Annotated in this window: 17 protein-coding genes and 5 tRNA genes; 9 read left to right on the top strand and 13 right to left on the bottom strand. The window is 48.9% G+C overall.

Features of this window, described 5'->3' with window-relative positions:
* Window positions 1–59: 59 nt before the first annotated feature.
* On the bottom strand, window positions 60–1,229 hold the full coding sequence (locus MD588_RS11820; protein ID WP_265697475.1) for a conjugal transfer protein TraF: 1,170 nt from the start codon (window positions 1,227–1,229) through the stop codon (window positions 60–62).
* A gap of 349 nt (window positions 1,230–1,578) precedes the next feature.
* Here MD588_RS11820 and MD588_RS11815 point away from each other — a divergent pair, with 349 nt between their 5' ends.
* Together MD588_RS11815 and MD588_RS11810 are read left to right on the top strand one after the other, a co-directional pair.
* Entirely contained in the window at window positions 1,579–2,946 is a 1,368-nt protein-coding gene (locus MD588_RS11815; protein WP_265697474.1) for a YjiH family protein, read from the top strand.
* A gap of 375 nt (window positions 2,947–3,321) precedes the next feature.
* Window positions 3,322–4,713 carry a hypothetical protein gene (locus tag MD588_RS11810; protein ID WP_265697473.1) on the top strand — a complete coding sequence of 464 codons (1,392 nt, stop codon included), beginning with the start codon at window positions 3,322–3,324 and terminating at the stop codon, window positions 4,711–4,713.
* A gap of 120 nt (window positions 4,714–4,833) precedes the next feature.
* Here the strand turns inward: MD588_RS11810 and MD588_RS11805 are convergent, their stop codons facing one another.
* From MD588_RS11805 to MD588_RS11765, 9 genes are all read right to left on the bottom strand, one after another.
* A complete protein-coding gene (locus MD588_RS11805; protein WP_265697472.1) occupies window positions 4,834–5,775 on the bottom strand; it encodes an ABC transporter permease in 942 nt (313 codons plus the stop codon).
* A gap of 3 nt (window positions 5,776–5,778) precedes the next feature.
* Window positions 5,779–6,756 (bottom strand): ABC transporter permease, encoded by a 978-nt coding sequence (locus MD588_RS11800; protein WP_265697471.1) that lies wholly within the window; start codon window positions 6,754–6,756, stop codon window positions 5,779–5,781.
* Window positions 6,757–6,846: 90 nt separating this feature from the next.
* Entirely contained in the window at window positions 6,847–8,406 is a 1,560-nt protein-coding gene (locus MD588_RS11795) for an ABC transporter substrate-binding protein (protein WP_265697470.1), read from the bottom strand.
* Window positions 8,407–8,514: 108 nt separating this feature from the next.
* A complete protein-coding gene (locus MD588_RS11790; protein WP_265697469.1) occupies window positions 8,515–10,233 on the bottom strand; it encodes a dipeptide ABC transporter ATP-binding protein in 1,719 nt (572 codons plus the stop codon).
* A gap of 879 nt (window positions 10,234–11,112) precedes the next feature.
* Window positions 11,113–11,189, bottom strand: a tRNA-Pro gene (locus MD588_RS11785).
* Window positions 11,190–11,258: 69 nt separating this feature from the next.
* Window positions 11,259–11,334, bottom strand: a tRNA-His gene (locus tag MD588_RS11780).
* 42 nt (window positions 11,335–11,376) lie between these two features.
* Window positions 11,377–11,453, bottom strand: a tRNA-Pro gene (locus MD588_RS11775).
* Between the two features lie 68 nt (window positions 11,454–11,521).
* Window positions 11,522–11,597, bottom strand: a tRNA-His gene (locus tag MD588_RS11770).
* Between the two features lie 30 nt (window positions 11,598–11,627).
* Window positions 11,628–11,704, bottom strand: a tRNA-Arg gene (locus MD588_RS11765).
* 293 nt (window positions 11,705–11,997) lie between these two features.
* Between MD588_RS11765 and MD588_RS11760 the strand changes: the two genes are divergently transcribed.
* Complete coding sequence (locus tag MD588_RS11760) at window positions 11,998–12,408, top strand: c-type cytochrome (protein WP_265697468.1); 411 nt, start codon at window positions 11,998–12,000, stop codon at window positions 12,406–12,408.
* An 85-nt stretch (window positions 12,409–12,493) separates the two neighbouring features.
* On the opposite strand, the gene rep is transcribed toward MD588_RS11760, so the two are convergent.
* A complete protein-coding gene (gene rep, locus MD588_RS11755) occupies window positions 12,494–14,509 on the bottom strand; it encodes a DNA helicase Rep (protein WP_265697467.1) in 2,016 nt (671 codons plus the stop codon).
* A 198-nt stretch (window positions 14,510–14,707) separates the two neighbouring features.
* Between rep and MD588_RS11750 the strand changes: the two genes are divergently transcribed.
* The 4 genes from MD588_RS11750 to ubiK all read left to right on the top strand — a co-directional run bounded on the left by MD588_RS11750 (window position 14,708) and on the right by ubiK (window position 19,938).
* Window positions 14,708–15,274, top strand: coding sequence for a TetR/AcrR family transcriptional regulator (locus MD588_RS11750; protein WP_265697465.1), 567 nt, complete (start codon window positions 14,708–14,710; stop codon window positions 15,272–15,274).
* A 28-nt stretch (window positions 15,275–15,302) separates the two neighbouring features.
* Window positions 15,303–16,409: an efflux RND transporter periplasmic adaptor subunit gene (locus MD588_RS11745; RefSeq protein ID WP_265697464.1), complete on the top strand. Its 1,107-nt coding sequence runs from the start codon at window positions 15,303–15,305 to the stop codon at window positions 16,407–16,409.
* Window positions 16,410–16,421: 12 nt separating this feature from the next.
* Entirely contained in the window at window positions 16,422–19,538 is a 3,117-nt protein-coding gene (locus tag MD588_RS11740) for a multidrug efflux RND transporter permease subunit (protein WP_265697463.1), read from the top strand.
* A gap of 130 nt (window positions 19,539–19,668) precedes the next feature.
* On the top strand, window positions 19,669–19,938 hold the full coding sequence (gene ubiK / locus MD588_RS11735) for a ubiquinone biosynthesis accessory factor UbiK (RefSeq protein WP_265697462.1): 270 nt from the start codon (window positions 19,669–19,671) through the stop codon (window positions 19,936–19,938).
* A gap of 69 nt (window positions 19,939–20,007) precedes the next feature.
* On the opposite strand, the gene ilvC is transcribed toward ubiK, so the two are convergent.
* Window positions 20,008–21,492: a ketol-acid reductoisomerase gene (gene ilvC, locus MD588_RS11730; RefSeq protein WP_265697461.1), complete on the bottom strand. Its 1,485-nt coding sequence runs from the start codon at window positions 21,490–21,492 to the stop codon at window positions 20,008–20,010.
* 132 nt (window positions 21,493–21,624) lie between these two features.
* On the opposite strand from ilvC, the gene ilvY reads away from it, so the two are divergent.
* Window positions 21,625–22,515, top strand: a complete 891-nt coding sequence (gene ilvY, locus MD588_RS11725) for an HTH-type transcriptional activator IlvY (RefSeq protein ID WP_265697460.1) — start codon at window positions 21,625–21,627, stop codon at window positions 22,513–22,515.
* Between the two features lie 248 nt (window positions 22,516–22,763).
* Complete coding sequence (locus MD588_RS11720) at window positions 22,764–23,993, top strand: erythromycin esterase family protein (RefSeq protein WP_265697459.1); 1,230 nt, start codon at window positions 22,764–22,766, stop codon at window positions 23,991–23,993.
* A 47-nt stretch (window positions 23,994–24,040) separates the two neighbouring features.
* Here MD588_RS11720 and MD588_RS11715 read toward each other — a convergent pair.
* The coding region (locus MD588_RS11715) for a hypothetical protein (RefSeq protein ID WP_265697457.1) at window positions 24,041–24,262 on the bottom strand (222 nt) is incomplete at its 5' end.

Here is a 24,262-nt window from a genome sequence, read left to right as displayed (position 1 = left end):
AATAAATGCAAAAAAGGAGGCCTAGGCCTCCTTTTTTATTGTTTGCCGATGCTGACTTATCAGAACATAAACACAAATTGAGTCGCGACACCGTAGTGATCGTCTTCACCAAATTGTGCGGCAATATCCATTCCGAACAGGCCAAACGGCGTAAAGCCCAGACCGGCCGTTAGCATATCTTTCGAGTAATCGGTCATACTGTGGCTGTAACCGGCACGCAGCTGTGCCCAGTGCCAGGCATCAAGTTCGACACCGAAACGGGCAAACTGGGTCTTGTAGCTCGATTCTCGGAAGTACTCACGCTCGTTCAAATCAACATCTGCGGCGACTAACAGCCAGCCCGTATCGTACGCAATACCAGCGGTATATTGAGGCTCAACAAGAAACGTCGCCTGGCTGCCGAAGGAAATGTTGGTATCGAGCTCCTGCTTAATCACATTCTGTGCCGCCAAGGCTAGCGTCAGGTTGTTTGCCGGTTTATAGGCAACCCCCAGATCAAAGTTGAATACCGATTTATCCTGATGGTCATCAAGATCATATTCATCATCATCGAAGTCACTGACACTCGCCAGGTAATTTAACGCGACCACTTTCTGGAATTTTGGCGAGATGCCGACCGACAGGCGCTGACCTTGGAAAGGAAGCGCAAACTCCTTGGCGAGGGTAACACCTAAATCAACCGTACCACCAGCGAGCCCTTGGACGGTCGAGTCAAGATCATCTGGGTCAGGATTCGGATTGTCCAGATCACTGTCTTCAATCTGTGTCATTACCATACTGGCAACCTGGGCCTTGATAAAGACATTGGCACTGACATAACGGTTCGGGATCGCTACCGACGCCCCGATAATCGCCTCAAGATCCAGTTCGCCATCATCCAGTTCACGCAAGGCTTCGCGCCACTCTTCCAGTTCCTGCGGAGATGGGTTGTCACCGAGCTCATCATTGATCTCCTGGAAGTCATCCACTTTGTTATACAGCTCGCCGCTGTCATGGACACCAACCGCTACCAACGGGAGAACCATGCCAAAGTTGTCACCTTTGGTATAGTTAGAAGCCATTGCCGGGTTATAGAAGCTGGCGGTGAGGTATTCAGCCGAGGCAACCCCAGTCCCCCCCATCGCTCCACCACGGGCATCAGCCCCGTTAAACATAGCCATTGACGAAAAAGAAACAAACGGCATCGCCGCTGCAACTGCTAAGGAAAGTCCCTTTCGTGATATTTTCATTGTGTCTTGTTCTTATATAGAAGTTAGAAGTAATTTTTCGCAGTCACATTATAGGGAGTTCACTTACACAGAAGATTGACTCGACACATAGTTTGAAAAATAAGATTCACCCCGCAAATAGCCGGACTCTGGCTGAACTTCAATTCACTCAGTTAAAACACATCACTATATATTCATGTCTGCGTAGCACAAAATGAATAAATACACATTAAATAACGCAAAGTATTCCAATCTCGGAATAAAAACGGTAATCTTTCACCTCCTGATTATGGAAGATCAGTGAATATTTATTCCCAAAGAATAAAAGCAGTTATTTACTCTCAATCAAACAGTAAGTTAAAGGTCGAGTATGCAGGATCAGGCAATAGCAACATCATCGGGCAGCAAAGCCAACTGGCTCATGTTCCTTCTCCCTTCACTCTTAGGTGTGTTTCTGTTTATGGCACCTATCGAGTACCAAGACACGATCACTATTCCTATTGCGGTACTGGCCAAGTCCGTTCAGGCACTATTTGAGGGCATGCTGACAGCCGTTGTTACCTTCGTGATCGCCCTGACCGCTGTGGCTTCCATTTTAACTAAACTGCTCAAGCCCCGCGCGATCACCGAAAACAGTTTTTTGAATGGCTTGCTGAACCCAAGCATCGTGTGGTTTGTCGTCCAGCAAATGGGGGCTGTTTTTGTTGTGATGACCTTCTTTGGTATCGGACCAAAGATGATCCACGACGGCGCTACTGGCGGCCTGGTACTGAATGACCTGCTTCCGGTGCTGTTCTCCGTATTCCTGTTTGCCGGTCTGCTACTACCACTACTACTGAATTTTGGCCTGCTTGAGTTTGTTGGCGCCCTGTTCACCCGCATCATGCGCCCACTGTTTAACCTGCCTGGTCGCTCTGCCGTTAACTGTATCGCTTCATGGCTCGGTGATGGCAGCGTCGGCGTACTGATGACCAGCAAGCAATACGAAGGCAAGATTTATACTGAGCGTGAAGCCGCTGTTATCGGCACGACCTTTACTGCTGTTTCTATCACCTTCAGCCTGGTGGTTATCGCCCAAGTGAACCTGGAGCATATGTTTGCCCCGTTCTACCTGACCGTCTGCCTTGCCGGCCTTGCGGCGGCCGTGATTGTGCCGCGCCTGCCGCCACTTTCCTGGAAAAAAGACCAGTACATCGACGGCACCGATCTTACCGATGACTGCGAAGCCGTTCCAGCCGGCAAGACTGTAGTAGGTTTCGGCCTCGAGCAGGCACTCAGCAAAGCCAGTGAGGTAAAAAGCCTGCGTAGCGTTGTTGCTGAAGGGGTGAAAAATGCGGTCGATATGATCTTCGGTGTTCTGCCGGTCGTGATGGCAATCGGTACGGTTGCACTAGTTATTGCCGAGCACACCCCGGTATTCAGTATTCTGGGCCAACCGTTTATTCCATTCCTGGAGCTGCTGCAGATCCCTGAAGCCGCCGCGGCATCAGAAACCATTGTGGTAGGTTTTGCCGATATGTTCCTGCCATCTATTCTGGCATCAGGTATTGAAAGCGATCTGACCCGCTTCGTAATTGCAGCAATGTCAGTGACCCAGCTAATTTATATGTCAGAAATTGGCGCCCTGATCATCGGCAGCAAAATCCCGGTGAAACCGTGGGAGCTGTTCATGATTTTCATCCTGCGTACCTTAGTCACCCTGCCGGTTATCGCGCTGATGGGTCACCTGTTCTTTTAAACAAAGATTCGGTCTATCCACCAAGAAAGCCAGCTGCCTGTCAGCTGGCTTTTCTGTTTCCAACGTCAATACACTACCATTCCCGTCTCAAAGCACATTACTGCCTCGATGCATATTAACGCATTTCCTCTAATGTTATTTTCACCAGTAAAGTCAATTACTTATTTTTATAAATCAGTAAAAGAAGCCATTTATCGTACAAGCACCATACATTCAGTTAGAAAATGTATGGCCAATCTCACACATATAAAAATGAGATCTTGCTCATAAAAACATAGCCGGTATATATGCGCACCTACTGATAAAAACACCAGTACTAATAACAAACAAAATAACATTCCAATTGCATCAGAATGCATTATTAAGGAAAAAACAATGCACTTTAAATACTCAGTATTAGCAGCGTCGTTGGCGGCAGCCATTACTCTTTCAGGTTGTGGTGGTAGTGACAATACTGGCAGTGGTAGTGATAATAATGGCAGTGGTAACAACAATCTTCAGACAAATACCATTAAAGTCATTGATGGTTACTTATCACAAGCTGAAGTCTGTGTTGACCGTAATGAAAATAGCGTTTGTGATGCAAGCGAACTACTAGATACAGTAACCAATACAAGCGGTGAAATAACAATCAGCGATGCTGATACTAAATTCCCACTTATTGCACGTGCGATTGCAGGTAAAACAACAGATAGCGACAAAGCGGGCACACTAGGCAACAGCTATGAGTTAATCGCAAAAGCAGGTTCCAAAGTAGTAACCCCGTTTACCACAATGGCTTCCGTACAAGACATGACACTGGATGAGCTAGCCGCAGAGCTAAACCTACCAAGCGAAGTAATCAGTGGCGATTACGTAATAATGAAAGCCAGTGATAAAAAAGCTAAAGAAGCTCATTTACTTGCACGTAGTGTGACCAACAAATTAGCACCAAGTGTTAAAAACAACGATGCACAAGAGCTAACAAAAACTACCGAGACATTACGAAAAGCGATTGCTGACAGTATCAATGCAGGTGATAACCTAGATTCAATCGTGATCGAAATTGACGAAAGCGGTCAAGCAAACAGCATAGATATCATCACATCGCTTGATGCTTACCTTAAAGATAATACCCTTTTCATGGCGAGCCTAAACAACGCTTATGCCGCGGAAGAAGGGATCGCACAAATTAGCTTTAAAGACGGTATGTTATCGTTTAAGAATGATAAAAATGACATCTTCAGCACCCCTTACAGTGTGGAAAACAACACGCTAAAGCATATTGAAGAAGGCGAAACGAGCGAAGAAGAGTTTGTTTACATCTCGCAAAGTACTTCACTATCTGTTACGCCACAAGGCGATCTAAACTTCTGGACAACTGTAGATCTCAATAAGGACTACAAAGCACTAGATATGGTTACAGCAAGCTTTGTTGATCAAACTTGGCATTACCTAGATGATGACTCCACCAACAAAAAAGCACACCCAATGCTGGCAAGCATGACTTTCCATAAGGATGGTACTGCAACAGTCAGCGAAGCGGGTGAAGCGGACTTCACTCTAAACTGGGAAGTAAAAGAAACAACAGATAGCGAGTTCGGAACAATCCAAACACTATCGTTAAGTGCGAATGAGTTCAATGACATGAACTTAATGCTTGTCACCAAAGATAACAGCATCATGACGGTTAACAACCTCGCTCGTGAGAAAGCAGCGTTCAGCCTATTAGTAAAAGATAAAGCGATGGCTGATAGCATTATGGCAAAATGGGGTAAAGAGCTGTAATCACATGCACTTCAATCACAAATGATAATGCAGGTGGCTAAAGCTATCTCAATATAAGAAAAGCCGGAATCATCAATTGATTCCGGCTTTTTTATCAGATAAACCTTATTCTGATAACGCTTACCCCTTATAAATCTTCGGATTGAAGACATCACGCAGCCAGTCACCCAGCAGGTTAATCACCAGCACCAAAGCCACCAACACAAAACCAGGGAAAGCCGTGATCCACCATGAACCGGAGAAGATGTAGTTGAAACCGATACTGATCAGCGATCCCAGTGACGGCTGATCAACCGGCAGGCCGAGGCCAAGGAACGAGAGGGCTGCTTCCGACATTATCGCGTTTGCCACCTGTACCGTGGAAATCACCAGAATTGGCGACAAACAGTTCGGCAGAATATGGCGGAACATAATCCGCGGCGCCTTGAATCCCATGACGCGCGCGGCCTCGACATACTCTTTCTTCTTCTCCGCCAGTACCGATGCACGAACGGTACGCGCATACTGCGGCCATTCCGCGACCCCGATAATCACCACCAGCATCACCACCGCATACTGGGCAAACATCTCGGCCCCGAGCGCGGTACGGAAAATAGCCGACACAATGATTGCCACCATCATGGTCGAGAAAGACAACTGGACATCGGCAAAGCGCATCAGGAAGCTATCGACACGGCCACCAAAGTAACCCGCACTCAGGCCAATGACCACCCCGAGGATCAGCTGCAGGCCAACCGCCAGCAAACCGATAGTCAGCGACAGGCGAGAGCCATAGAGAATGGTCGAGAAAATATCACGGCCCTGATCGTCGGTCCCCAGCAGGAAGCGGCTATCGCCTTCTTCCATCCATGACGGCGGCAACTCGGAGTCCATGATATCGATTGACGAGAGATCATACGGATTGGTAGGTGCGACCCAAGGTGCCAACACGGCCGACACCACGAACACCATAAACACCGCAAAGCTGAACATCGCCACTTTGTCTTTCAGGAAGTAATACAAAATGTCGGATTTTTTAAAACGCTCCCAACGGCTCGGGGCTGCTGCTGTCGTACTACTCATGACTTACTCTCCCTTGCCAGTCAGGTTTACGGTCGGGTTAACCAGGCCGTACAGCAGGTCAACAATGGTATTGGTTACAACGAAAATCAGGCCGACAAAAATGACGTAGGCGGTGATCAGCGGGGTATCGACCCGGTTGATCGCTTCCAGAAACAGGAACCCGGTGCCCGGCCATTGAAATACCGTTTCGGTCAGGATGGTATAGGCCACCATGGTCCCGATCTGCACGCCACCGACGGTCAGTACCGGCAGCATGGTATTTTTAAGCGCATGTTGATAATAAATTTTGTTCATCGCCAAGCCTTTTGCCTTGGCGAACTTGATGTATTCCGAGCTCAGAACTTCCAGCATTTCAGAACGTACCAAACGAATAAACAACGGCAGCATAATCGATGCGAGGGCAATACACGGTAGCACCAAATGCCTTAGGCCATCGAGGGTAAAGTAGCCCGACTCCCAGCCAAGGAGGTTATAGGTTTCTCCCCGTCCGTAAGAAGGCAGCCAGCCGAGTTCAATCGAGAACACATACATCAGCATGATCGCTGTCAGGAATACCGGAATGGAGATCCCGATACTACTGAAGGCCATCACGATTTTGGTAAACAGGCTATTGGGGTGGATAGCGGAATAGACCCCGAGTGGTATCGACACCACGATAATAATGAGCGTTGCCCCGAAGACCAGCTCCAATGTTGCCACCAGCTTGTCGAGGATCACTTCTGCCGCCGGACGCTTGAAGAAGTATGAGGTTCCCAAGTCTCCCTGCAGCGCATTGCCGAGAAAACGGCTGTATTTAGTCACAAACGGGTCGTTCAGGCCCAGATCATCACGCAATTGTTGACGTTCAGCTTCTGATACCGACTGGCCCACCAGCTCTCGCAATGGGTCACCCAGGTTGTCCTGAATGGCAAACGCCACCAGACTGATCACAAACATCACTATCAGTGCCTGAAACAGGCGCTTGACCAGAAACGTAAACATTCCTTGCCCCTTTTATCATCCTGAAAATCAGTGCCGGAAACCGTTCCGGCACTGAATACTATTGGCTGTTCAATCAGCCAACATTCCTACTTACTTGCCTTCAACAACCAGATCGCCGAAGTACGGGAAGTTCATCGCATTCACAATAGGTTTGATCTGCAGGCTCGAGCTCGCGCCCCATGCTAGGTTTTGCCAGTGCAGAGGAACAAACGCAGCCTCGTTATACAGTGTTGCCTCAACCTTCTGCAGGATCTGGGCACGCTTCGCCGGATCGGTTTCTACGTTAGAAGCCTCAACCAGCTTGTCGACTTCCGCATTCGAGTAATGGCCACAGTTATACTGGCCTTTACCGGTTTCCTCATTGCGGGTCATGGTTAGGAATTCCGAGAAGTTCGCCGAATCTTCGGTATCCGAGTGCCAGCCGATCATCATCATGTCTGCCGCACATACATCAAATTCAGGCCAGTACTGTGCTTTTGGCAGGGTCTTCAGGTCGACCTTGATGCCGATCTTCGACAGCATCGCCGCAGCGGCCTGTGCCACCTTGGCATCGTTCACGTAGCGGTTGTTCGGTGCCATCATGGTAAGCTTGAAGCCCTTCTCGTAACCGGCTTCCTTCATCAGCTGCTTGGCTTTTTTCACGTCGTAGCGCGGAACCAGCTCGTCACTATAGCCGGCATAGCCCGAAGGACCTTGCTGGCCTGCCGCTGTCGCGAAGCCTTTCATGATTTTCTTGACGATACCTTCGTTGTTGATAGCATGGACAATCGCCTGACGAACACGTACGTCCTTCAGCGCTTCGTTGCTGCTCTGGTTCATCTGGAAGGTGATGATACGGGTGCCCGGCAGGGTCACCAGATCAATGCCCTTGGCTTGTTGAACACGCTTGTGATCGTTCGGTGCAACCGGTGCAATCATGTCGACACCGCCAGACAGCAGTGCGGCAACTCGGGTCGCATCTTCTTTGATCGGTACCAGCGTCAGCTTGTCGACGTTACCTTTTGATTCTTTGTCCCAGTAATCAGCAAAGCGCTGGAACTCGACCTTCACGCCCTGCTCACGCTCAGTCACGATGAAAGGACCGGTACCAGATACATTGGTCGAGGCAAACGAGTTACCATGCTTGACCAGCTCAGCCTTGTCTTTGCCGTCTGCCGTCTTGCCGGAGTAGAACTTGCTGTCCATCGGGAAAATGTAGGTTGCTGTCTGCAGTACCAGCGGGTAAGGGCCTTTCGAGATCAGCTCAACCGTATAATTATCCACCTTCTTCAGATCGGTGTACGGTTCAAAGATGGCTTTAAAGTCCGGTGAGTCTTTCAAACGCTTGAATGTCCAGACAACGTCATCGGCCGTCAGCTCATTACCAGAGTGGAATTTCACTCCCTGACGCAGCTTAAAGCGGAAGGTATTGGCATCGACACGCTCCCAGCTCTCGGCCAGACGCGGCTCGAAATCCAGTTCCTGGGTATAACGGACCAATGGGTCAAAGACCATATGTGACATTTGCAGCGTACCACCAGATAGCTGCTCATGCGGATCAAGTGAGACAGGATCGGCATCGTAGGCAACTTTGATGTCGGCGGCAGCGGCACTAAAACTGAGGCCTGCGGCCATTAAAGCGACTGCCAGCTTGGTCTTGATGGTTTTCATTGCATAGCTCCTTTATGCGGGGAGATAACTCCCTTGCTGTTGTGTTTGCTTGTTATAGGTTGTTTTAATACCAGCCCTGTTACTGCCTGCTCGCAGGAATAACAGGGGTTAAGCTAACTTCAATCCTTCCTGGCTCATGCCCTTGAACTCGGGCATCAGCGATATAAGTTGTTTGCTGTACTCATGCTGCGGTGATGTGAACAGCTGTTCGGTAGGTGAAACTTCCAGCAGAGTCCCCATCTGCATAACACCAATACGGTCACACATCTGACGAATAACCGGTAAGTCGTGGCTGATAAATAGCATGGTAAGGTTGAGCTCATCCTGCAGATCCTTCAGCAGGTTAAGTATTTGCGCCTGTACCGATACATCCAGCGCCGACGTTGGCTCATCACAAATCAACAAACGCGGACGGGTTGCCAATGCGCGGGCGATAGAAATACGCTGGCGTTGACCACCGGAGAATTCATGGGGATATTTCACTGCAGCCGCTCGGCCAAGCCCAACGTGATCCAGAAGGTCATTCACAATCTGGCGGGTCTGGGCTTCGTTTTCTGTCAGCTTATGGAAGCGGATCGGCTCGGCAATAATATCTGCAATTTTCATCCGTGGGTTCATGGATGAATATGGATTCTGGAATACCATCTGCATCTGGCGACGCAGCGGGCGGCGCTGGGCTTCTGTTTTCAGTGCCGTCATATCGATACCTTCAAACACTACCTTGCCGGAATTAGGCGGGTACAGCCCCGCAATCACCCGAGCAATGGTTGATTTACCCGAACCGGACTCACCAACCAGGCCGAAGGTCTCGCCTTCGAAGATTTCAAAGCTGACATTATTGGACGCCTGCACGTACTCGCGCCGGCTTTCAAAGAATGAGTTCTTGGTAATAAAGCGCAAATTGACATTCTCAACCTGCAGCAGCGCACCGGTATAGCTACGCTGATCCTCGCTTTGACCCAGCCAGTGATTTTTCACATCCAGCTGGCTCATTTCCTGTGCCTCTTCGATATAGCTGACCAGCGGGAATCGCTTCAGCTTAATATCCGAACGCGGTACGGCCGAAATCAAACTCTGGGTATATGCATGGTTAGGCTGACCAAGTACCTGCTCTGTGGTACCAATTTCAACCAGATCCCCGCGATACATAACCGCAACACGATCCGTCACATTGGACACGACACCCATATCGTGGGTGACCAACATACAACCGACGTTTTTCTTGACGCACAGCTCGCGGATAAGGTTGAGGATCTGATCCTGAATAGAAACATCCAGCGCGGTGGTCGGTTCATCGGCGATAATAAGATCCGGTTCGCCAGCCAAGGCAATCGCAATCACCACCCGCTGACGCATCCCTCCTGAAAACTGATGAGGATACTGTTTAATCCGCAGCTCTGGCTGAGGGATCCCCACTTGCTCCATCAAGCTCAGCGCACGGGAATAAGCTTCTTCCTTGCTAACATCCAGGTTGGTCAAAATCGTTTCGGTCAGCTGCTGCTCAACCGTAAACAGCGGATTGAGCGAAGTCATCGGATCCTGGAAAATAAACCCGATTTTTGACCCGCGTACTTGCCGCATCTGCTCAGGAGATAAGCCTGATATTTTCTCGCCGTCGAGATAGACATCGCCGCTGGCGATTTGTCCCGGCGGGCTCAGTAGATCAATCACGGCATTCCCTACCGTCGATTTACCGGCCCCTGATTCTCCAACCACACCGACAATCTCACCTCGTTCAATAGAAAACGACAGTGATTTCACGGCGGCATGAATACCATGACGAGATGGATATTCAATACGGAGATTTTTAACTTCTAATAATGCCATTACCAGACCCCAACTGCTTGGCAGCGTTCTGCCCTGTCTGAAAAATTGAATCCCTTCACAATCAGCACAAATTGCTGAATATATGTTCAGCAGACAATTTGGCAAAGATTTCACAGAAAATCAACAAAACAAGCTGAAAAACTGCAATATTGAATAATATTCGAATAAATAATCACTCAAGACTATTCAAAAAGCAAACAAGCTAATACTTCAACTTAGCTTGCAACAATGCAAAGCCCTTTATTTATCAGCACATCAAGCTAAAAGTCTGGTTATAAGCTATTACAACCCCAAAACCAGCGATGAATAAATCCTCAGACACACAAACTAACCCCTTAACATTCATTAAACAAAAACCCAGGAAAAGCCATAAACTCAGTGTTAAAAGTCACCCTTTTTGGGTAAACCCAGACAGCAGACTGTAAACAAGCCAATCTTGCAGTTGATCACACTAATTAAGAGCTGATCATTTAGCTGTAGAGGAAAAGGGAACCTAATGTGCATTTTTGAGGAGCTAATCTAACCCGCACGATCTAGCCTTTTTACTCAGCTCAGAGCCAGAGCGATACACTACCAAGCAACGCAACTTATCCATCGAAGTACCTAAAGCAGAACATACTCATTAGCTCGCTATTTTCTCCAGACGAAAAAAAACCTGCTCATTGAGCAGGTTTTCGTAAAGTCGTCGCTGAAGAAACGGTTTGAGGGTTTCAGGCCTCCCTCCCCCTCTCGTCCGCCTTTGCTCAGAGCAAGGGTTGATGCACGCTACCCAGCGGGACTATTCACTCGCTTTAATACAAGGGAAGGAGATAACTGGCACCTTGTTGCGATTTTCTCCAGACGAAAAAAAACCTGCTCGTTGAGCAGGCTTTCTTAAAGTGGTCGGTGAAGAGGGATTCGAACCCCCGACCCTCTGGTCCCAAACCAGATGCGCTACCAAGCTGCGCTATTCACCGACTAAGTTTTATTTTGAACAATCAAAATGGGAAACCTCATCTACTGAGTAAACTTGGTTACCGAGTTAATGGGGTGGCTAACGAGATTCGAACTCGCGACCACCGGAATCACAATCCAGGGCTCTACCAACTGAGCTATAGCCACCACTAACTTTTTATATAATCGCCTTGGCGATTATTGAAATAGTGGTCGGTGAAGAGGGATTCGAACCCCCGACCCTCTGGTCCCAAACCAGATGCGCTACCAAGCTGCGCTATTCACCGACAATGTTCTTTGTAAGAACGTTTCGTTTCGAAATAAATCAAAACTGGGAACCTAAGTTACCGAATAATGGGGTGGCTAACGAGATTCGAACTCGCGACCACCGGAATCACAATCCAGGGCTCTACCAACTGAGCTATAGCCACCACTATTTTTTGCCAATATTTAATCCGGAATGGCGCGCCCGAAAGGATTCGAACCTTCGACCTTTGGCTCCGGAGGCCAACGCTCTATCCAGCTGAGCTACGGGCGCCTTGCCCTATCGGCGGAGGTGAATATTACGGATCAGGCCGCCCCTCGTCTAGTCTTTTTTTTATTTTTTTTATCGTTCGCTTTAAATATAAACAAATAACTGTTGATTCGTATCATACAAATACAGCCCCCTAGTTTATCACTGCAAATTTAGCGGATATAATCACTTAGTTGTTACAATTTAAACAATCTGTAAATAATCACTGCCTTGTCTCAACAGTACGATTAACAACAACTCAAGCAAGACGACTGTGGCAATCGCACATAAAATTTTGGAAGTGTAAGGTGAGCTCAATGGAATTATCTCTTCGACAACTAATGGTAGCCGCAGTAGCAGCAATGACCTTTGCCGGCTCTGCTTTGGCCGCCGATATGTCAGACGAAGCTATTGCAGAAAGAATTAAGCCTGTGGGCTCTGTATATCTAGAAGGTGATGCCCCTGCCACGCCAGCGGTTGCTGCAGGCCCGCGTAGCGGCGACACCGTATACGGCACCTTCTGTGCAGCCTGTCACGGCTCTGGCGTTATGGGCGCACCGAAAAAAGGAGATGCCACCGACTGGGAGCCTCGTCTTGCCAAGGGTAACGATGTCCTGGCGGATCACGCCATCAACGGCTTCAACGCGATGCCTGCCAAAGGATCCTGTATGGACTGTAGTGATGACGAAATTATCGCGGCCATCAACCACATGATTGAAGGGCTTTAAGCTAGAAGCTAGAAGCTAGAAGCTAGAAGCTAGAAGCTAGAAAATGAAAAGGGTTGATGCCTACGCATCAACCCTTTTTTAAAACCTATTTCTTAAACAGCGCCCGGATATTGGCAATATGTGCCTGGCCTTTCTGCATTCGCTCTTGCTGGGTGACCGGTTTCTTATCAGCCTCCCACTCCAGATCATCCTGGGGAAGTTCATACAGGAAGCGGCTCGGCTCCGGCTTCAGCAATTCACCAAACTGGCGGCGCTCTTTACACAGGGTAAAGGTCAGCTCTTTCTGGGCTCGGGTTATGCCTACATACGCCAGACGGCGCTCTTCCTCGACATTGTCTTCGTCAATGCTGGTCTGGTGCGGCAAGATACCTTCCTCGGTGCCAATCAGGTAGACATAAGGAAACTCCAAACCTTTTGAAGCATGCAATGTCATCAACTGAACCTGATCGGCGTCATCATCATCTTCACCGCGCTCCATCATATCGCGCAGTGTCAGTCGCTGTACCACCTCTTTCAGGGTCTTCTCTTCCTGATCATAGTTATCCCCTTCCAGGTCGGCAGTGATCCAACTATAGAGATCAGAAACGTTCTTCATTCGCATCTCGGCCGCCTTCGGACTCGGAGAGCTTTCGTACAACCAGTCTTCATAGTTGATATCACGTACCAACTGGCGAACCGCTGCGACCGTATCGCCGCGCTCGGCATTATCAGACAACTCCACCACCCAGCGGGTAAAGCGTTGCAACGACTCCAACCCCCGCCCGCTCAAGTGCTGTTCCAACCCCAGCTCGAAACTGGCGGCAAACAGACTTTTGCCTCGCATATTGGCATAGGTACCGAGTTTTTCCAGCGTTACCGGGCCAATCTCGCGACGCGGTGTGTTCACGATGCGCAGGAAGGCATTATCGTCATCAAGGTTGGTCAGCAATCGCAGGTACGCCATGATGTCTTTGATTTCAGCCCGCGAGAAGAACGAGGTACCACCGGAGATTTTGTAAGGGATCCGGTTTTGCATCAGGGCTTTTTCAAACAGCCGTGACTGATGGTTACCACGATACAAAATCGCATAATCCTTGTAGGCGGTATTATTAAGGAAGCGATGGGCAATCAGCTCCCCCACCACCTTCTCCGCTTCATGCTCTTCATTCTTGGCAGTAATAACCTTGAGCATCTCACCATCAGGGATCTCGGAAAACAACGCCTTGTCGAACAAGTGCGGGTTATTGGCAATCAAGATATTGGCGGTACGCAGGATCCGACTGGTCGAGCGGTAGTTCTGCTCCAGCTTAATCACCCGCAGAGAGGGGAAATCTTTGTTTAGCAAGCCCAGATTCTCCGGCTGGGCGCCACGCCAAGAATAGATCGACTGATCATCGTCTCCAACCACGGTAAAGCGCGATCGCTCACCCACCAGCAGCTTCACAAACAGGTACTGGCTGGTATTGGTATCCTGATATTCATCCACCAGTAAGTAGCGAATTCGGTTCTGCCAACGCTGACGCACCTCCTGGTTGTCCCGTAGCAACAGTACTGGCATCAGGATCAGATCATCAAAGTCGAGGGCGTTATAGGCTTTCATCTGCTTCTGGTACATATCGTAACAGTGAGCAAATAGCTGATCCTTTTCTGATTTCGCGTACGCCATGGCTTCGCCCGGCGACAGCATGTCATTTTTCCAGTTAGAAATCGTCGACAGCAACTGCTTGAGTAAGTCTTTGTCACCGTCAATTTCTGCCTCGGTCAGCTCTTTCAGCAGTGCCATCTGGTCCTGATCATCAAACAGAGAAAAGCTGGCCTTTAGGCCCAGCACCTTATATTCCCGGCGGATAATATTCAGCCCCAAGGTGTGGAAAGTAGAGACCATCAGGCCTTTGGACTCCTGACGCCCCAATGTCTGCCCGACACGCTCTTTCATCTCACGCGCCGCTTTGTTGGTAAATGTCAGAGCCGCAATATTGCGGGCTTTATAGCCGCAATGTTGGACCAGGTACGCGATTTTGTTGGTAATTACCCGGGTTTTGCCCGAGCCGGCACCAGCCAGCACTAAACACGGTCCAGCGACGTAATTTACCGCTTCGGTTTGCCTTGGGTTCAGTTTCATCAGCGTATCCTGTGTCGTTTTTGATCATCTAGAGGTCAGCAGGCGCATTGTAGCGGGTTCCTGTCACATGTCTATTCACCCTCGAATATTCACTGCCACAACCTTTCTAGGTTAAGAAAACACTTGCACAAAAAAATGCACCCCCTAGAATAATGAATGAACATTCATTCATTACCTTTTTTTACATTTGTGACCTTTATGAGTGATAAGAAAAAACGCATATTGCAAGCAACAGAAAAGCTGCTGGCAATGTATGGCTTCCACGGTATCTCCATGCAGATGGTGGCCAAGGAAGCTGGCGTCGCGGCAGGAACCATTTATCGCTACTTTGAAGATAAAGACGACCTCCTCCACCAGCTTCACGATCATATTTTAAGCCATGTAGCGAACAAAATTACTCAGGGCGTGTCTGATGAGATGCCTCTGAAAAAACGCTTTCGTACCATGTGGCTAAATATCTGGGAGATGGCAAATCAAGAAGATGCGCCACTGATCAACCGTGGCCAGTTTGAAAACCTGCCACGCCGCCAAGGTCAGGAACAACACCTGCTTGAACAAAAGCTATTTGCCAAGGTCAACCAGCTGTTTGATGAAGGGAAAGCCTGCGGCCTGTTCAAACAACTCGATAATGAAATTTTAAGTGTTTTAAGCCTTGAGCCAAGCGGTTGCTTAGCTCGCAAACATGTTAACGGTGTCTTCACAGTTAGCGACGATGCACTAGATGCAGCGATCGAAGCCTGTTGGGATGCCATTACACAGCATTAACATTAGTAATTCCGGAGCACACCACAAAATGAAAAAATGGATAGTGATGTTATTTCTCGCGCTACTGCTGTTCGGCAGTGTGATTGGTTTCAACATAATGAAACAGAGAGGAATAGCACAATACATGGCGAACATGCCTGAGCCCGAGTTCCCGGTCACCGTACTGGAGACCCAGCAGACTAATTGGATCCCGGCGATTGAAGCTATCGGCTTTATCGAGCCGAATCAGGGGGTAACCATCACGTCAGAAGTCTCTGGTGTGATCAACGACATTGATTTCGAATCAGGTGCAGCAGTAAAGAAAGGGCAGCTGCTGGTTAGCCTTGACTCTGAGGTCGAGCTTGCCAACCTGAAAAGTGCCGAGGCACGCCTGCCGGCAGCCAAAGCCAAGTATATCCGCTACCAGGGCCTATATAAGAAAGGTTCTATCTCCAAAGAAGCCTTTGACGATGCCGAAGCATCTTATTTTTCACTATCGGCAGATATTGAAAGCCTGAAGGCAACCATTGACCGCCGTATGATCCAAGCACCGTTCGATGGTGTGGTCGGCCTGCGTAATGTCTTCCTGGGTCAGTACATCCAGCCGAGCGACGATATTGTTCGCCTTGAAGATACCACCCTGATGAAGCTGCGTTTCACGGTACCGCAAACCGATATTTCTGATATCCACCTCGGTCAGGATGTCGAAATCTTTGTTGATGCTTACCCTGAAACACCGTTCAGCGGCAAAATCAGCGCGATTGAACCGGCAGTAAACTACCAGAGCGGTCTCGTTCAGGTACAAGCTGATATCCCGAATAACGAAGGCCAGCTACGTAGCGGTATGTTTGCCCGTGCGCACATCATTCTGCCGACACTGGAAAACCAGATCACCCTGCCACAGACTGCAATCACCTTCACTCTTTATGGTGACAATGTCTACCTAGTAAACAAAGACGACAACGGTGATCTACGCGTTCGCCAGTCTGTTGTTAAAACAGGTGAGCGTAAGGGAGATATCGTCCACATTCTTGACGGTGTGAAGGCCGGTGATACCGTTGTCACATCGGGTCAGGTTCGTCTGAGTAATGACGCTAAAGTGCATATTGTTGAAAGCGATGCACTTCAGGCGCCAGCAGAAACACCAATGCTGTAATCCGGAGGATTAATGCGCTTTACTGATGTTTTTATAAAACGTCCTGTCCTGGCGGTATCAATCAGCTTTCTGATTGCCCTGCTCGGCCTGCAGGCTATCTTCAAGATGCAGGTACGGGAATACCCCGATATGACGAACACCGTAGTAACGGTATCAACCAGTTACTACGGGGCAAGTGCCGACCTGATCCAGGGCTTTATCACCCAGCCACTGGAACAGGCCATCGCCCAGGCTGATAATATCGACTTCATGACCTCGTCGTCGGTACTAGGCTCATCCACCATAACGGTGACAATGAAGCTCAATACCGATCCGAATGCGGCGTTGGCTGATATTCTGGCCAAAACCAACTCGGTGCGTTCTCAACTACCGAAAGAAGCCGAAGACCCGACAGTAACGATGTCAACAGGTTCGACAACCGCGGTTATGTACATCGGCTTTACCAGTGACGAACTGGCATCAAGCCAGATCACCGATTACCTTGAGCGTGTGATCAACCCGCAGTTCTTCACGGTAAACGGTGTCTCCAAGGTCGATCTCTACGGTGGTATGAAATACGCGCTTCGCGTATGGCTAGATCCATCGAAAATGGCTGCCTACAACCTAACTGCAACAGATGTTATGGGCGTTCTAAACGCTAACAACTATCAGTCCGCAACAGGTCAGGCTGTGGGTGAATTTGTGCTGTATAACGGTACGGCCGACACCCAGGTATCAAGTACCGACGATCTGGAAAAACTGGTTGTTTCCACCAAGGAAGGCCAGGTTATCCGCCTCGGTGATATCGCCAAAGTCACCCTAGAAAAGAGCCATGATATCTACCGCGCCTCAGCCAATGGTGAAGAAGCGGTTGTTGCAGCGATCAATGCGGCACCGAGTGCCAACCCAATCAACATCGCGGCCGATATACTTGAACTGTTACCTGAACTTGAACGTAACATGCCAAGCAATATCAAGATGAACGTGATGTACGATTCGACCATCGCTATCAATGAGTCGATCAACGAAGTTATCAAGACTATCGCTGAAGCGGCACTGATCGTACTGGTTGTGATCACCCTGTTCCTGGGCTCGTTCCGTGCGGTTATCATTCCAATCATCACTATTCCGCTATCTCTGATTGGTGTAGCGATGGTCATGCAAGCCTTTGGTTTCTCCTGGAACTTGATGACCCTGCTGGCAATGGTACTGGCCATCGGCTTGGTGGTTGATGATGCCATCGTAGTCTTGGAGAACGTCGACCGTCACCTCAAGCTGGGTGAATCGCCATTTCGTGCTGCGATTATCGGTACACGCGAAATTGCCGTACCGGTTATCGCAATGACCCTGACGCTGGGTGCCGTATATGCACCAATCGCAATGATGGGCGGGATCACTGGCTCACTGTTCAAAGAGTTTGCCCTGACTTTGGCCGGTGCCGTTTTTGTCTCAGGTATTGTCGCTCTGACCCTGTCGCCAATGATGTGTTCAAAAATGCTTAAGGCCAATGAAAAGCCAAGCAAGTTTGAAACGTCTGTTCATAACTTCCTGGACCGCATGACCAACCGCTACGAGAAGATGCTTGGCGGTATCATGAAAATGCGTCCGGTAGTTATCGTCTTTGCGATCATCGTATTTACCAGCCTACCGATGCTGTTCAAGTTCATTCCGAGTGAACTGGCTCCCGCAGAGGATAAAGGCGTTCTGATGATGATGGGTACTGCGCCATCTAATGCCAACCTGGACTACATTGAGAACACCATGACCAAGGTCAACCAGATGCTGACTGATCAGCCTGAGGTGGCTTTCGCTCAGGTTTTCTCTGGGGTACCTAACTCCAACCAGGCGTTTGGTATTGCCTCTATGGTTCCTTGGAGTGAGCGTGAAGCCAGCCAGGCTGAAGTGGTTAAGCGTGTAACGGAACAAGTGAAAGAGGTACCTGAAATGGCTGTGACAGCATTCCAGATGCCAGAGCTTCCTGGTGCGGGCTCAGGCCTGCCGATCCAGTTTGTTATCACCACGCCGAACCAGTTCGAAAGCCTGTTCCAGGTTGCGACCGACATTCTGACCGATGTGAAATCAAACCCGATGTTCGTTTATTCCGATCTCGATCTGAACTACGACTCGGCAACCATGAAGATCAATATCGATAAAGACAAAGCCGGCGCTTACGGTGTGACCATGCAGGACATCGGTATCACCTTGAGTACTATGATGGCCGATGGTTATGTCAATCGTATCGACCTCAACGGCCGCTCTTACGAGGTGATCCCTCAGGTTGAACGTAAGTACCGCCTAAATCCTGAATCGATTAAAGGCTACTACGTACGTGCCGCTGACGGTAAGGCTATCCCTCTGGGCAGTCTGATCACCATTGATGTTGTCGCAGAGCCTCGTGCACTGCCTCACTTCAACCAGCTAAACTCAGCGACCATTGGTGCCGTTCCTGCGCCAGGAACGGCGATGGGTACGGCAATTAACTGGTTCCAGACCGATGCAGCCAACAAGCTACCAGCCGGTTATCAGTACGACTTCATGGGTGAGGCTCGTCAGTTCGTTACCGAAGGTAATGCCCTGTACATGACCTTTGCCCTGGCACTGGCTATCATCTTCCTGGTTCTGGCGATTCAGTTCGAATCACTACGCGATCCGCTGGTTATCCTGGTATCGGTACCATTGGCTATCTGTGGCGCATTGATTGCCCTTTCCTGGGGTGCGGCCTCGATGAACATCTACTCTCAGGTCGGCCTGATCACCCTGATTGGTCTTATCACCAAGCACGGTATCTTGATCTGTGAGGTTGCCAAAGAAGAGCAGTTACACCACAAGAAAGATCGTATGGCTGCCGTTATGGAAGCGGCAAAAGTACGTCTACGTCCGATCCTGATGACAACGGCGGCGATGATCGCCGGCCTGATCCCGCTGCTTTACGCAACAGGTGCAGGTGCGGCTCAGCGCTTCAGCATCGGTATTGTTATCGTATCGGGCCTAGCGATCGGTACTATCTTTACCTTGTTTGTGCTGCCAGTTATCTACACTTACTTGGCAAGCATCCACAAGCCACTGCCAATTTTTGTCGAGGACAAAGATCTGGAAAAGCTCAAGCGAGCTGATGAGGCACGCAATGCTCTGAAAGCTCGTGATTGTTAAGTGAAATCGTAAGTAAAAGAGGCCGCCATGTGCGGCCTCTTTTATTTTCACGATTCACCGACGACAACCCGTGTTGATTTGAATAAAATAACCGCAACAGATTAAATCCCGTTACGGAGTTAACTAAGCTATGTTTGATCCAAAAAAGCTTGAGCAAGTTGCAAAGCAGATCCATGAATCAATGCCTCAGCCTGTCAAAGAGCTCGGCAATGATGTTGAACAGAAAGTTCGTCAGGTAATTCAGGCACAGCTTGGCAAACTGGACGTCGTAAGCCGCGAAGAGTTTGATGTACAGACTCAGGTACTGCTGCGTACGCGCCAGAAGCTAACAGAACTGGAACAAAAGATGAGCGAGCTGGAAGGCAAGCTGACTGACAGCAACAAAGATAGCGAAGCGTAATCAACCGTCAGCACTGAACTGGTAACAAAAAGCCCGGCATTAGCCGGGCTTTTTATTTATCTTGTGGAGTTAGCCACCGACTGCGATGCGCTTCATGTCTGTCATGTAACCCCGAAGTTCCTGGCCTACCCACTCAACAGGGTGATTGCGAACCGCTTCGTTCACATCAATCAGCTGCTGGTTATCTACCTGATTGCTGGTTTCAGCCAGGCCTTTGCCAATAACATCAGTACCCACAGAAGGCATGAACTTCTCACGCAGCAAAGGAGTTGCGACGTTAGCAAACAGGTAGTTGCCATATTCAGCGGTATCAGAGATCACCACGTTCATCTCATACAGGCGCTTACGTGCGATCGTGTTTGCAATAAGCGGTAGCTCATGCAGAGATTCATAGTATGCCGACTCTTCGATAATGCCAGAGGCCGTCATGGCTTCAAACGCCAATTCCACCCCAGCACGAACCATTGCCACCATCAGGATACCGTTATCAAAATATTCCTGCTCTTCAATCTGAAGATCTGAATCAGGATAGTTTTCAAAAGCAGTTTCTGCCGTTTCGGCACGCCAGCCCAATAGGTTTGCATCATCATTAGCCCAGTCAGCCATCATCGTGCTTGAGAAGTGGCCAGTGATAATATCATCCATATGCTTGTTATACAGTGGACGCATCAGCTCCTTCAGCTCTTCAGATAGCTCAAAAGCTTTGACTTTCGCCGGATTAGAGAGGCGATCCATCATATGAGTGATACCACCAAACTTCAGCGCCTCAGTGATCGTTTCCCAGCCAAATTGCAGAAGTTTACCGGCATAAGCAGGTTCAACACCCTCGGCAACCATTTTCTCATAACAAACAATCGAGCCAGCTTGCAGCATGCCACATAGGATTGTCTGCTCACCCATTAGATCCGACTTCACTTCAGCAACAAACGAAGACTCAAGCACACCGGCACGGTGACCACCTGTTGCTGCAGCCCAAGCTTTGGCAATATCCAGGCCTTCACCTTTCGGGTCATTTTCTGGGTGGACTGCAATCAGGGTAGGAACACCAAAGCCACGCTTGTATTCCTCACGCACCTCGGTACCCGGACATTTAGGGGCAACCATCACAACCGTCAAATCATCACGGATCTGCATGCCTTCTTCAACAATATTGAAGCCATGCGAATAGCCTAGCGCCGCACCTTGCTTCATCAGCGGCATTACCGTCTCAACCACATTGGTGTGCTGTTTGTCTGGGGTTAGGTTAACCACAAGATCTGCTTGCGGAATAAGCTTTTCGTAGCTATCAACTTCAAAACCGTTTTCTTTGGCATTCTTAAACGACTGACGCTGCTCATCAATCGCAGCCTGACGTAGTGCATAGGCAACATCCAGACCTGAATCACGCATATTCAAGCCTTGGTTAAGGCCCTGAGCACCACAACCTACGATAACGACCTTCTTGCCTTTCAGGTAATCGGCTTCTGTTGCGAACTCAGCACGATCCATAAAACGACAACGACCTAGCTGATCAAGCTGCTGGCGCAGGTTTAGGGTATTGAAATAATTAGCCATAACTACAAACTCCGTGAATTCTTTTCCTTGGGTCGACATCTGCCTGTCGAATAACCTGATAGTAGATCAGGCACTATGTTGCGCAAAGTGATATATTCACAATAACTCATTGCAAAAAGTGCAACATGGACGATGAACGTAAAGAATCTGCAACTATTTCTGCATTTGTGTGACTCCAAAAGCTTTAGCCAGACAGCACAAGCCATGCATATCAGCCCATCGGCTCTGAGTCGCATTATCCAGCGCCTGGAGGAAGAAACCGGGCAACCTGTGTTTATCCGCGACAACCGCAGTGTTGAACTGACCTCTGCTGGCCAAGCATTACTTCCCGTCGCCGCCCAAATAGTCTCAAGCTGGCTAGATATCAAGGCGCAGCTCAACCAACAGGAACAACAACTAAAAGGAAAGCTGAAGCTCTTTTGCTCCGTTACTGCCAGCTATAGCCACCTACCAGGGATCCTCAACAAATTCCGTCAACTCTACCCACAGATTGAGATTCAGCTTCTCACCGGAGACCCGGCCCAGGCGGTAGAAAAAATACAGCAAGATGAAGCGGATATCGCCATTACAGCCCTACCCGAGCAGATGCCGGGCAAGCTCACCTTTCTTGAACTGGACAAGGTCAGTATGTCTGTCATTGCGCCGCTCATCCCACCACCTGGTTTGCAAAAAAGCTTCTCGGAAACGCCTGACTGGGCACATATCCCTTTCATCCTTCCGGAATCTGGCTCAGCTAGAGAACGCGCTGACAAATGGTTTAAGCAAAATAAAATCAAACCCAACATTTATGCCCAGGTCGGCGGTCATGAAGCAATTGTCAGCATGGTGGCACTGGGCTGTGGCGTGGGTATTGCACCTGATGTGGTCATCGATAATAGCCCGGTTAAAGAAAAGGTTGAACGTCTCAAACTGGCTCCCATCGCTCCACTCAAGCTCGGAATCTGTTGCCTGCGTACCCGGCTTGATAACCCTCTGATCAAAGCTCTGTGGGATATCATTGACAATCAGCCCACACCCAAATAGGTTCTTCTCTCTCCTGCGTTGCAGGCTTGCAGCCCCCGCACTGATATACCTGTGATTTTGTATCTATCACTAAATAAAGCGGTGATATCACCGCTTATGTAACCCTCATTTCCGCTTTTCTTAAGATCACAAACCTCATCGCATTTATCCTCCTTCATTCGCCCCACGCTCACATTTTGCGCTACGGCACCATTTTCCTTTCAAGGGATCTCTTTAATATCAACGAATTAAATCAAGGAGGACTTGTAATGAAAAGACTCAGTTGGCTTCTATTGCCTTTGCTCGTTGGATGTAATTCATCAGATTCAGACAAAAACCCAGGGATTCATCCGCTCGTAAGCACCAATATTGACTATGGCAACTCTGACTTAACCGAATTTGTTGCAGCCACCAAAGGCTATGACATGATAGGGTTGGGCGAGATGAGCCACTCAGGCTCAAAAGCGTTCAGCCTAAGGGCGCGAATGCTAAAAGCGATGCACCAGGAAAGTAACTTGGATCTGATAGCCGTTGAGGCCGGCCTCTATGATGGCTTGGTGGCCTGGCAAAATTATTTGACCAAAGAACAAACACTGCTGGATGCCGTGACTGGCCCTGATGCGAACTACATGTTTGGACATCGCCTGAGCCTGGAAATGGCAGATCTCTTTAACTATGTGAATGATGTTGATCAGCAGGGAAGCGATCCGCTAATCCTCACGGGCTATGATTCACGTATCAACAGCGATCCCGGCTGCAGTGTAATGTTTGACGAGCTGGCGCACTACCTCAGCCGCAATAACCTTTATATCAGCGACTTTGAAAGTATCAAAACCCTGGCCCCGAAGGCAATGTGTTCCTGGTACTACCCAAACGACCCATATAACACCCAGGATCACGACAACCTGCTCCCATTGCTTGAAGAGCTGCAAGAGGTACTCACACCCCAAAAACAACTAGAAACTATACCGCCGTACAATCCAAATCAGCCACGCCCGTTCCGTCAATACGCGTCATTCTGGCTGCAAATAACCAAGAGCTTAAAGGCCCAAGTCCAGTTTATTCATCACGACTTTGCACACGACATTACCGATGCTCAGTCCGCAGAGAACCTTCACTGGCTACAAAAAGAATGGTTCCAAAATCCCGGTCAAATCGCGATCTTTGCTCACAATATACACGCAACACCTTACTACGGCTCATCTGTAATCGATGCGACGCATAAAAACTACCCCGATATCTCAACCTACAGCATGCTTCAACTCAGCTACACCGGCTATATCGCTGCCGAAACTCCAGATACATCCAAATGGCACCCGGAAAAGATCGCCATCCAATTTCCAGATGGCTCATTGGAGCATCAACTTTATACTTACGGATATCCCGACAGCTTTATCGATCTCTCTTCACCTGTTGGGGGCTATTTTGATGGAATTCCTTACGGTATAGACAGCATTTTGTTCATCCCGGAGGAAGAGCCAGCTGTACCAAGATGGTAAAGAGTAACGTATCAAATGATCTAGAATGAAATGCCTTGTTATGTGATTCATAAATCGTGGGGAAATGACTGAATGGCGAAGGCCTGCAGAACGCCTTCGTCCACAGGCAAAACAATAACTCCAAACGTAAAAAAGCCCGAGTCGAAAGACTTGGGCTTAGTATAAGTGGCGGAGGGATGGGGTCGCACACGACCGGGGCTCACTCGTTCGAAGGACGAACTATAAATAACGGGTATAAAAAAACCCAAGCATTGCTGCTTGGGTTTAGT

It is taken from the genome of Photobacterium obscurum (assembly GCF_026191635.1).
Lineage (GTDB): Bacteria > Pseudomonadota > Gammaproteobacteria > Enterobacterales > Vibrionaceae > Photobacterium > Photobacterium obscurum.
This window is presented reverse-complemented; position numbering and strand designations above follow the sequence as displayed.

Coding starts and splice junctions, on each gene's coding strand:
- MD588_RS11820 (WP_265697475.1), bottom strand. CDS start 1,229: ATGAAAATATCACGAAAGGGACTTTCCTTAGCAGTTGCAGCGGCGATG.
- MD588_RS11815 (WP_265697474.1), top strand. CDS start 1,579: ATGCAGGATCAGGCAATAGCAACATCATCGGGCAGCAAAGCCAACTGG.
- MD588_RS11810 (WP_265697473.1), top strand. CDS start 3,322: ATGCACTTTAAATACTCAGTATTAGCAGCGTCGTTGGCGGCAGCCATT.
- MD588_RS11805 (WP_265697472.1), bottom strand. CDS start 5,775: ATGAGTAGTACGACAGCAGCAGCCCCGAGCCGTTGGGAGCGTTTTAAA.
- MD588_RS11800 (WP_265697471.1), bottom strand. CDS start 6,756: ATGTTTACGTTTCTGGTCAAGCGCCTGTTTCAGGCACTGATAGTGATG.
- MD588_RS11795 (WP_265697470.1), bottom strand. CDS start 8,406: ATGAAAACCATCAAGACCAAGCTGGCAGTCGCTTTAATGGCCGCAGGC.
- MD588_RS11790 (WP_265697469.1), bottom strand. CDS start 10,233: ATGGCATTATTAGAAGTTAAAAATCTCCGTATTGAATATCCATCTCGT.
- MD588_RS11760 (WP_265697468.1), top strand. CDS start 11,998: ATGGAATTATCTCTTCGACAACTAATGGTAGCCGCAGTAGCAGCAATG.
- rep (WP_265697467.1), bottom strand. CDS start 14,509: ATGAAACTGAACCCAAGGCAAACCGAAGCGGTAAATTACGTCGCTGGA.
- MD588_RS11750 (WP_265697465.1), top strand. CDS start 14,708: ATGAGTGATAAGAAAAAACGCATATTGCAAGCAACAGAAAAGCTGCTG.
- MD588_RS11745 (WP_265697464.1), top strand. CDS start 15,303: ATGAAAAAATGGATAGTGATGTTATTTCTCGCGCTACTGCTGTTCGGC.
- MD588_RS11740 (WP_265697463.1), top strand. CDS start 16,422: ATGCGCTTTACTGATGTTTTTATAAAACGTCCTGTCCTGGCGGTATCA.
- ubiK (WP_265697462.1), top strand. CDS start 19,669: ATGTTTGATCCAAAAAAGCTTGAGCAAGTTGCAAAGCAGATCCATGAA.
- ilvC (WP_265697461.1), bottom strand. CDS start 21,492: ATGGCTAATTATTTCAATACCCTAAACCTGCGCCAGCAGCTTGATCAG.
- ilvY (WP_265697460.1), top strand. CDS start 21,625: ATGAACGTAAAGAATCTGCAACTATTTCTGCATTTGTGTGACTCCAAA.
- MD588_RS11720 (WP_265697459.1), top strand. CDS start 22,764: ATGAAAAGACTCAGTTGGCTTCTATTGCCTTTGCTCGTTGGATGTAAT.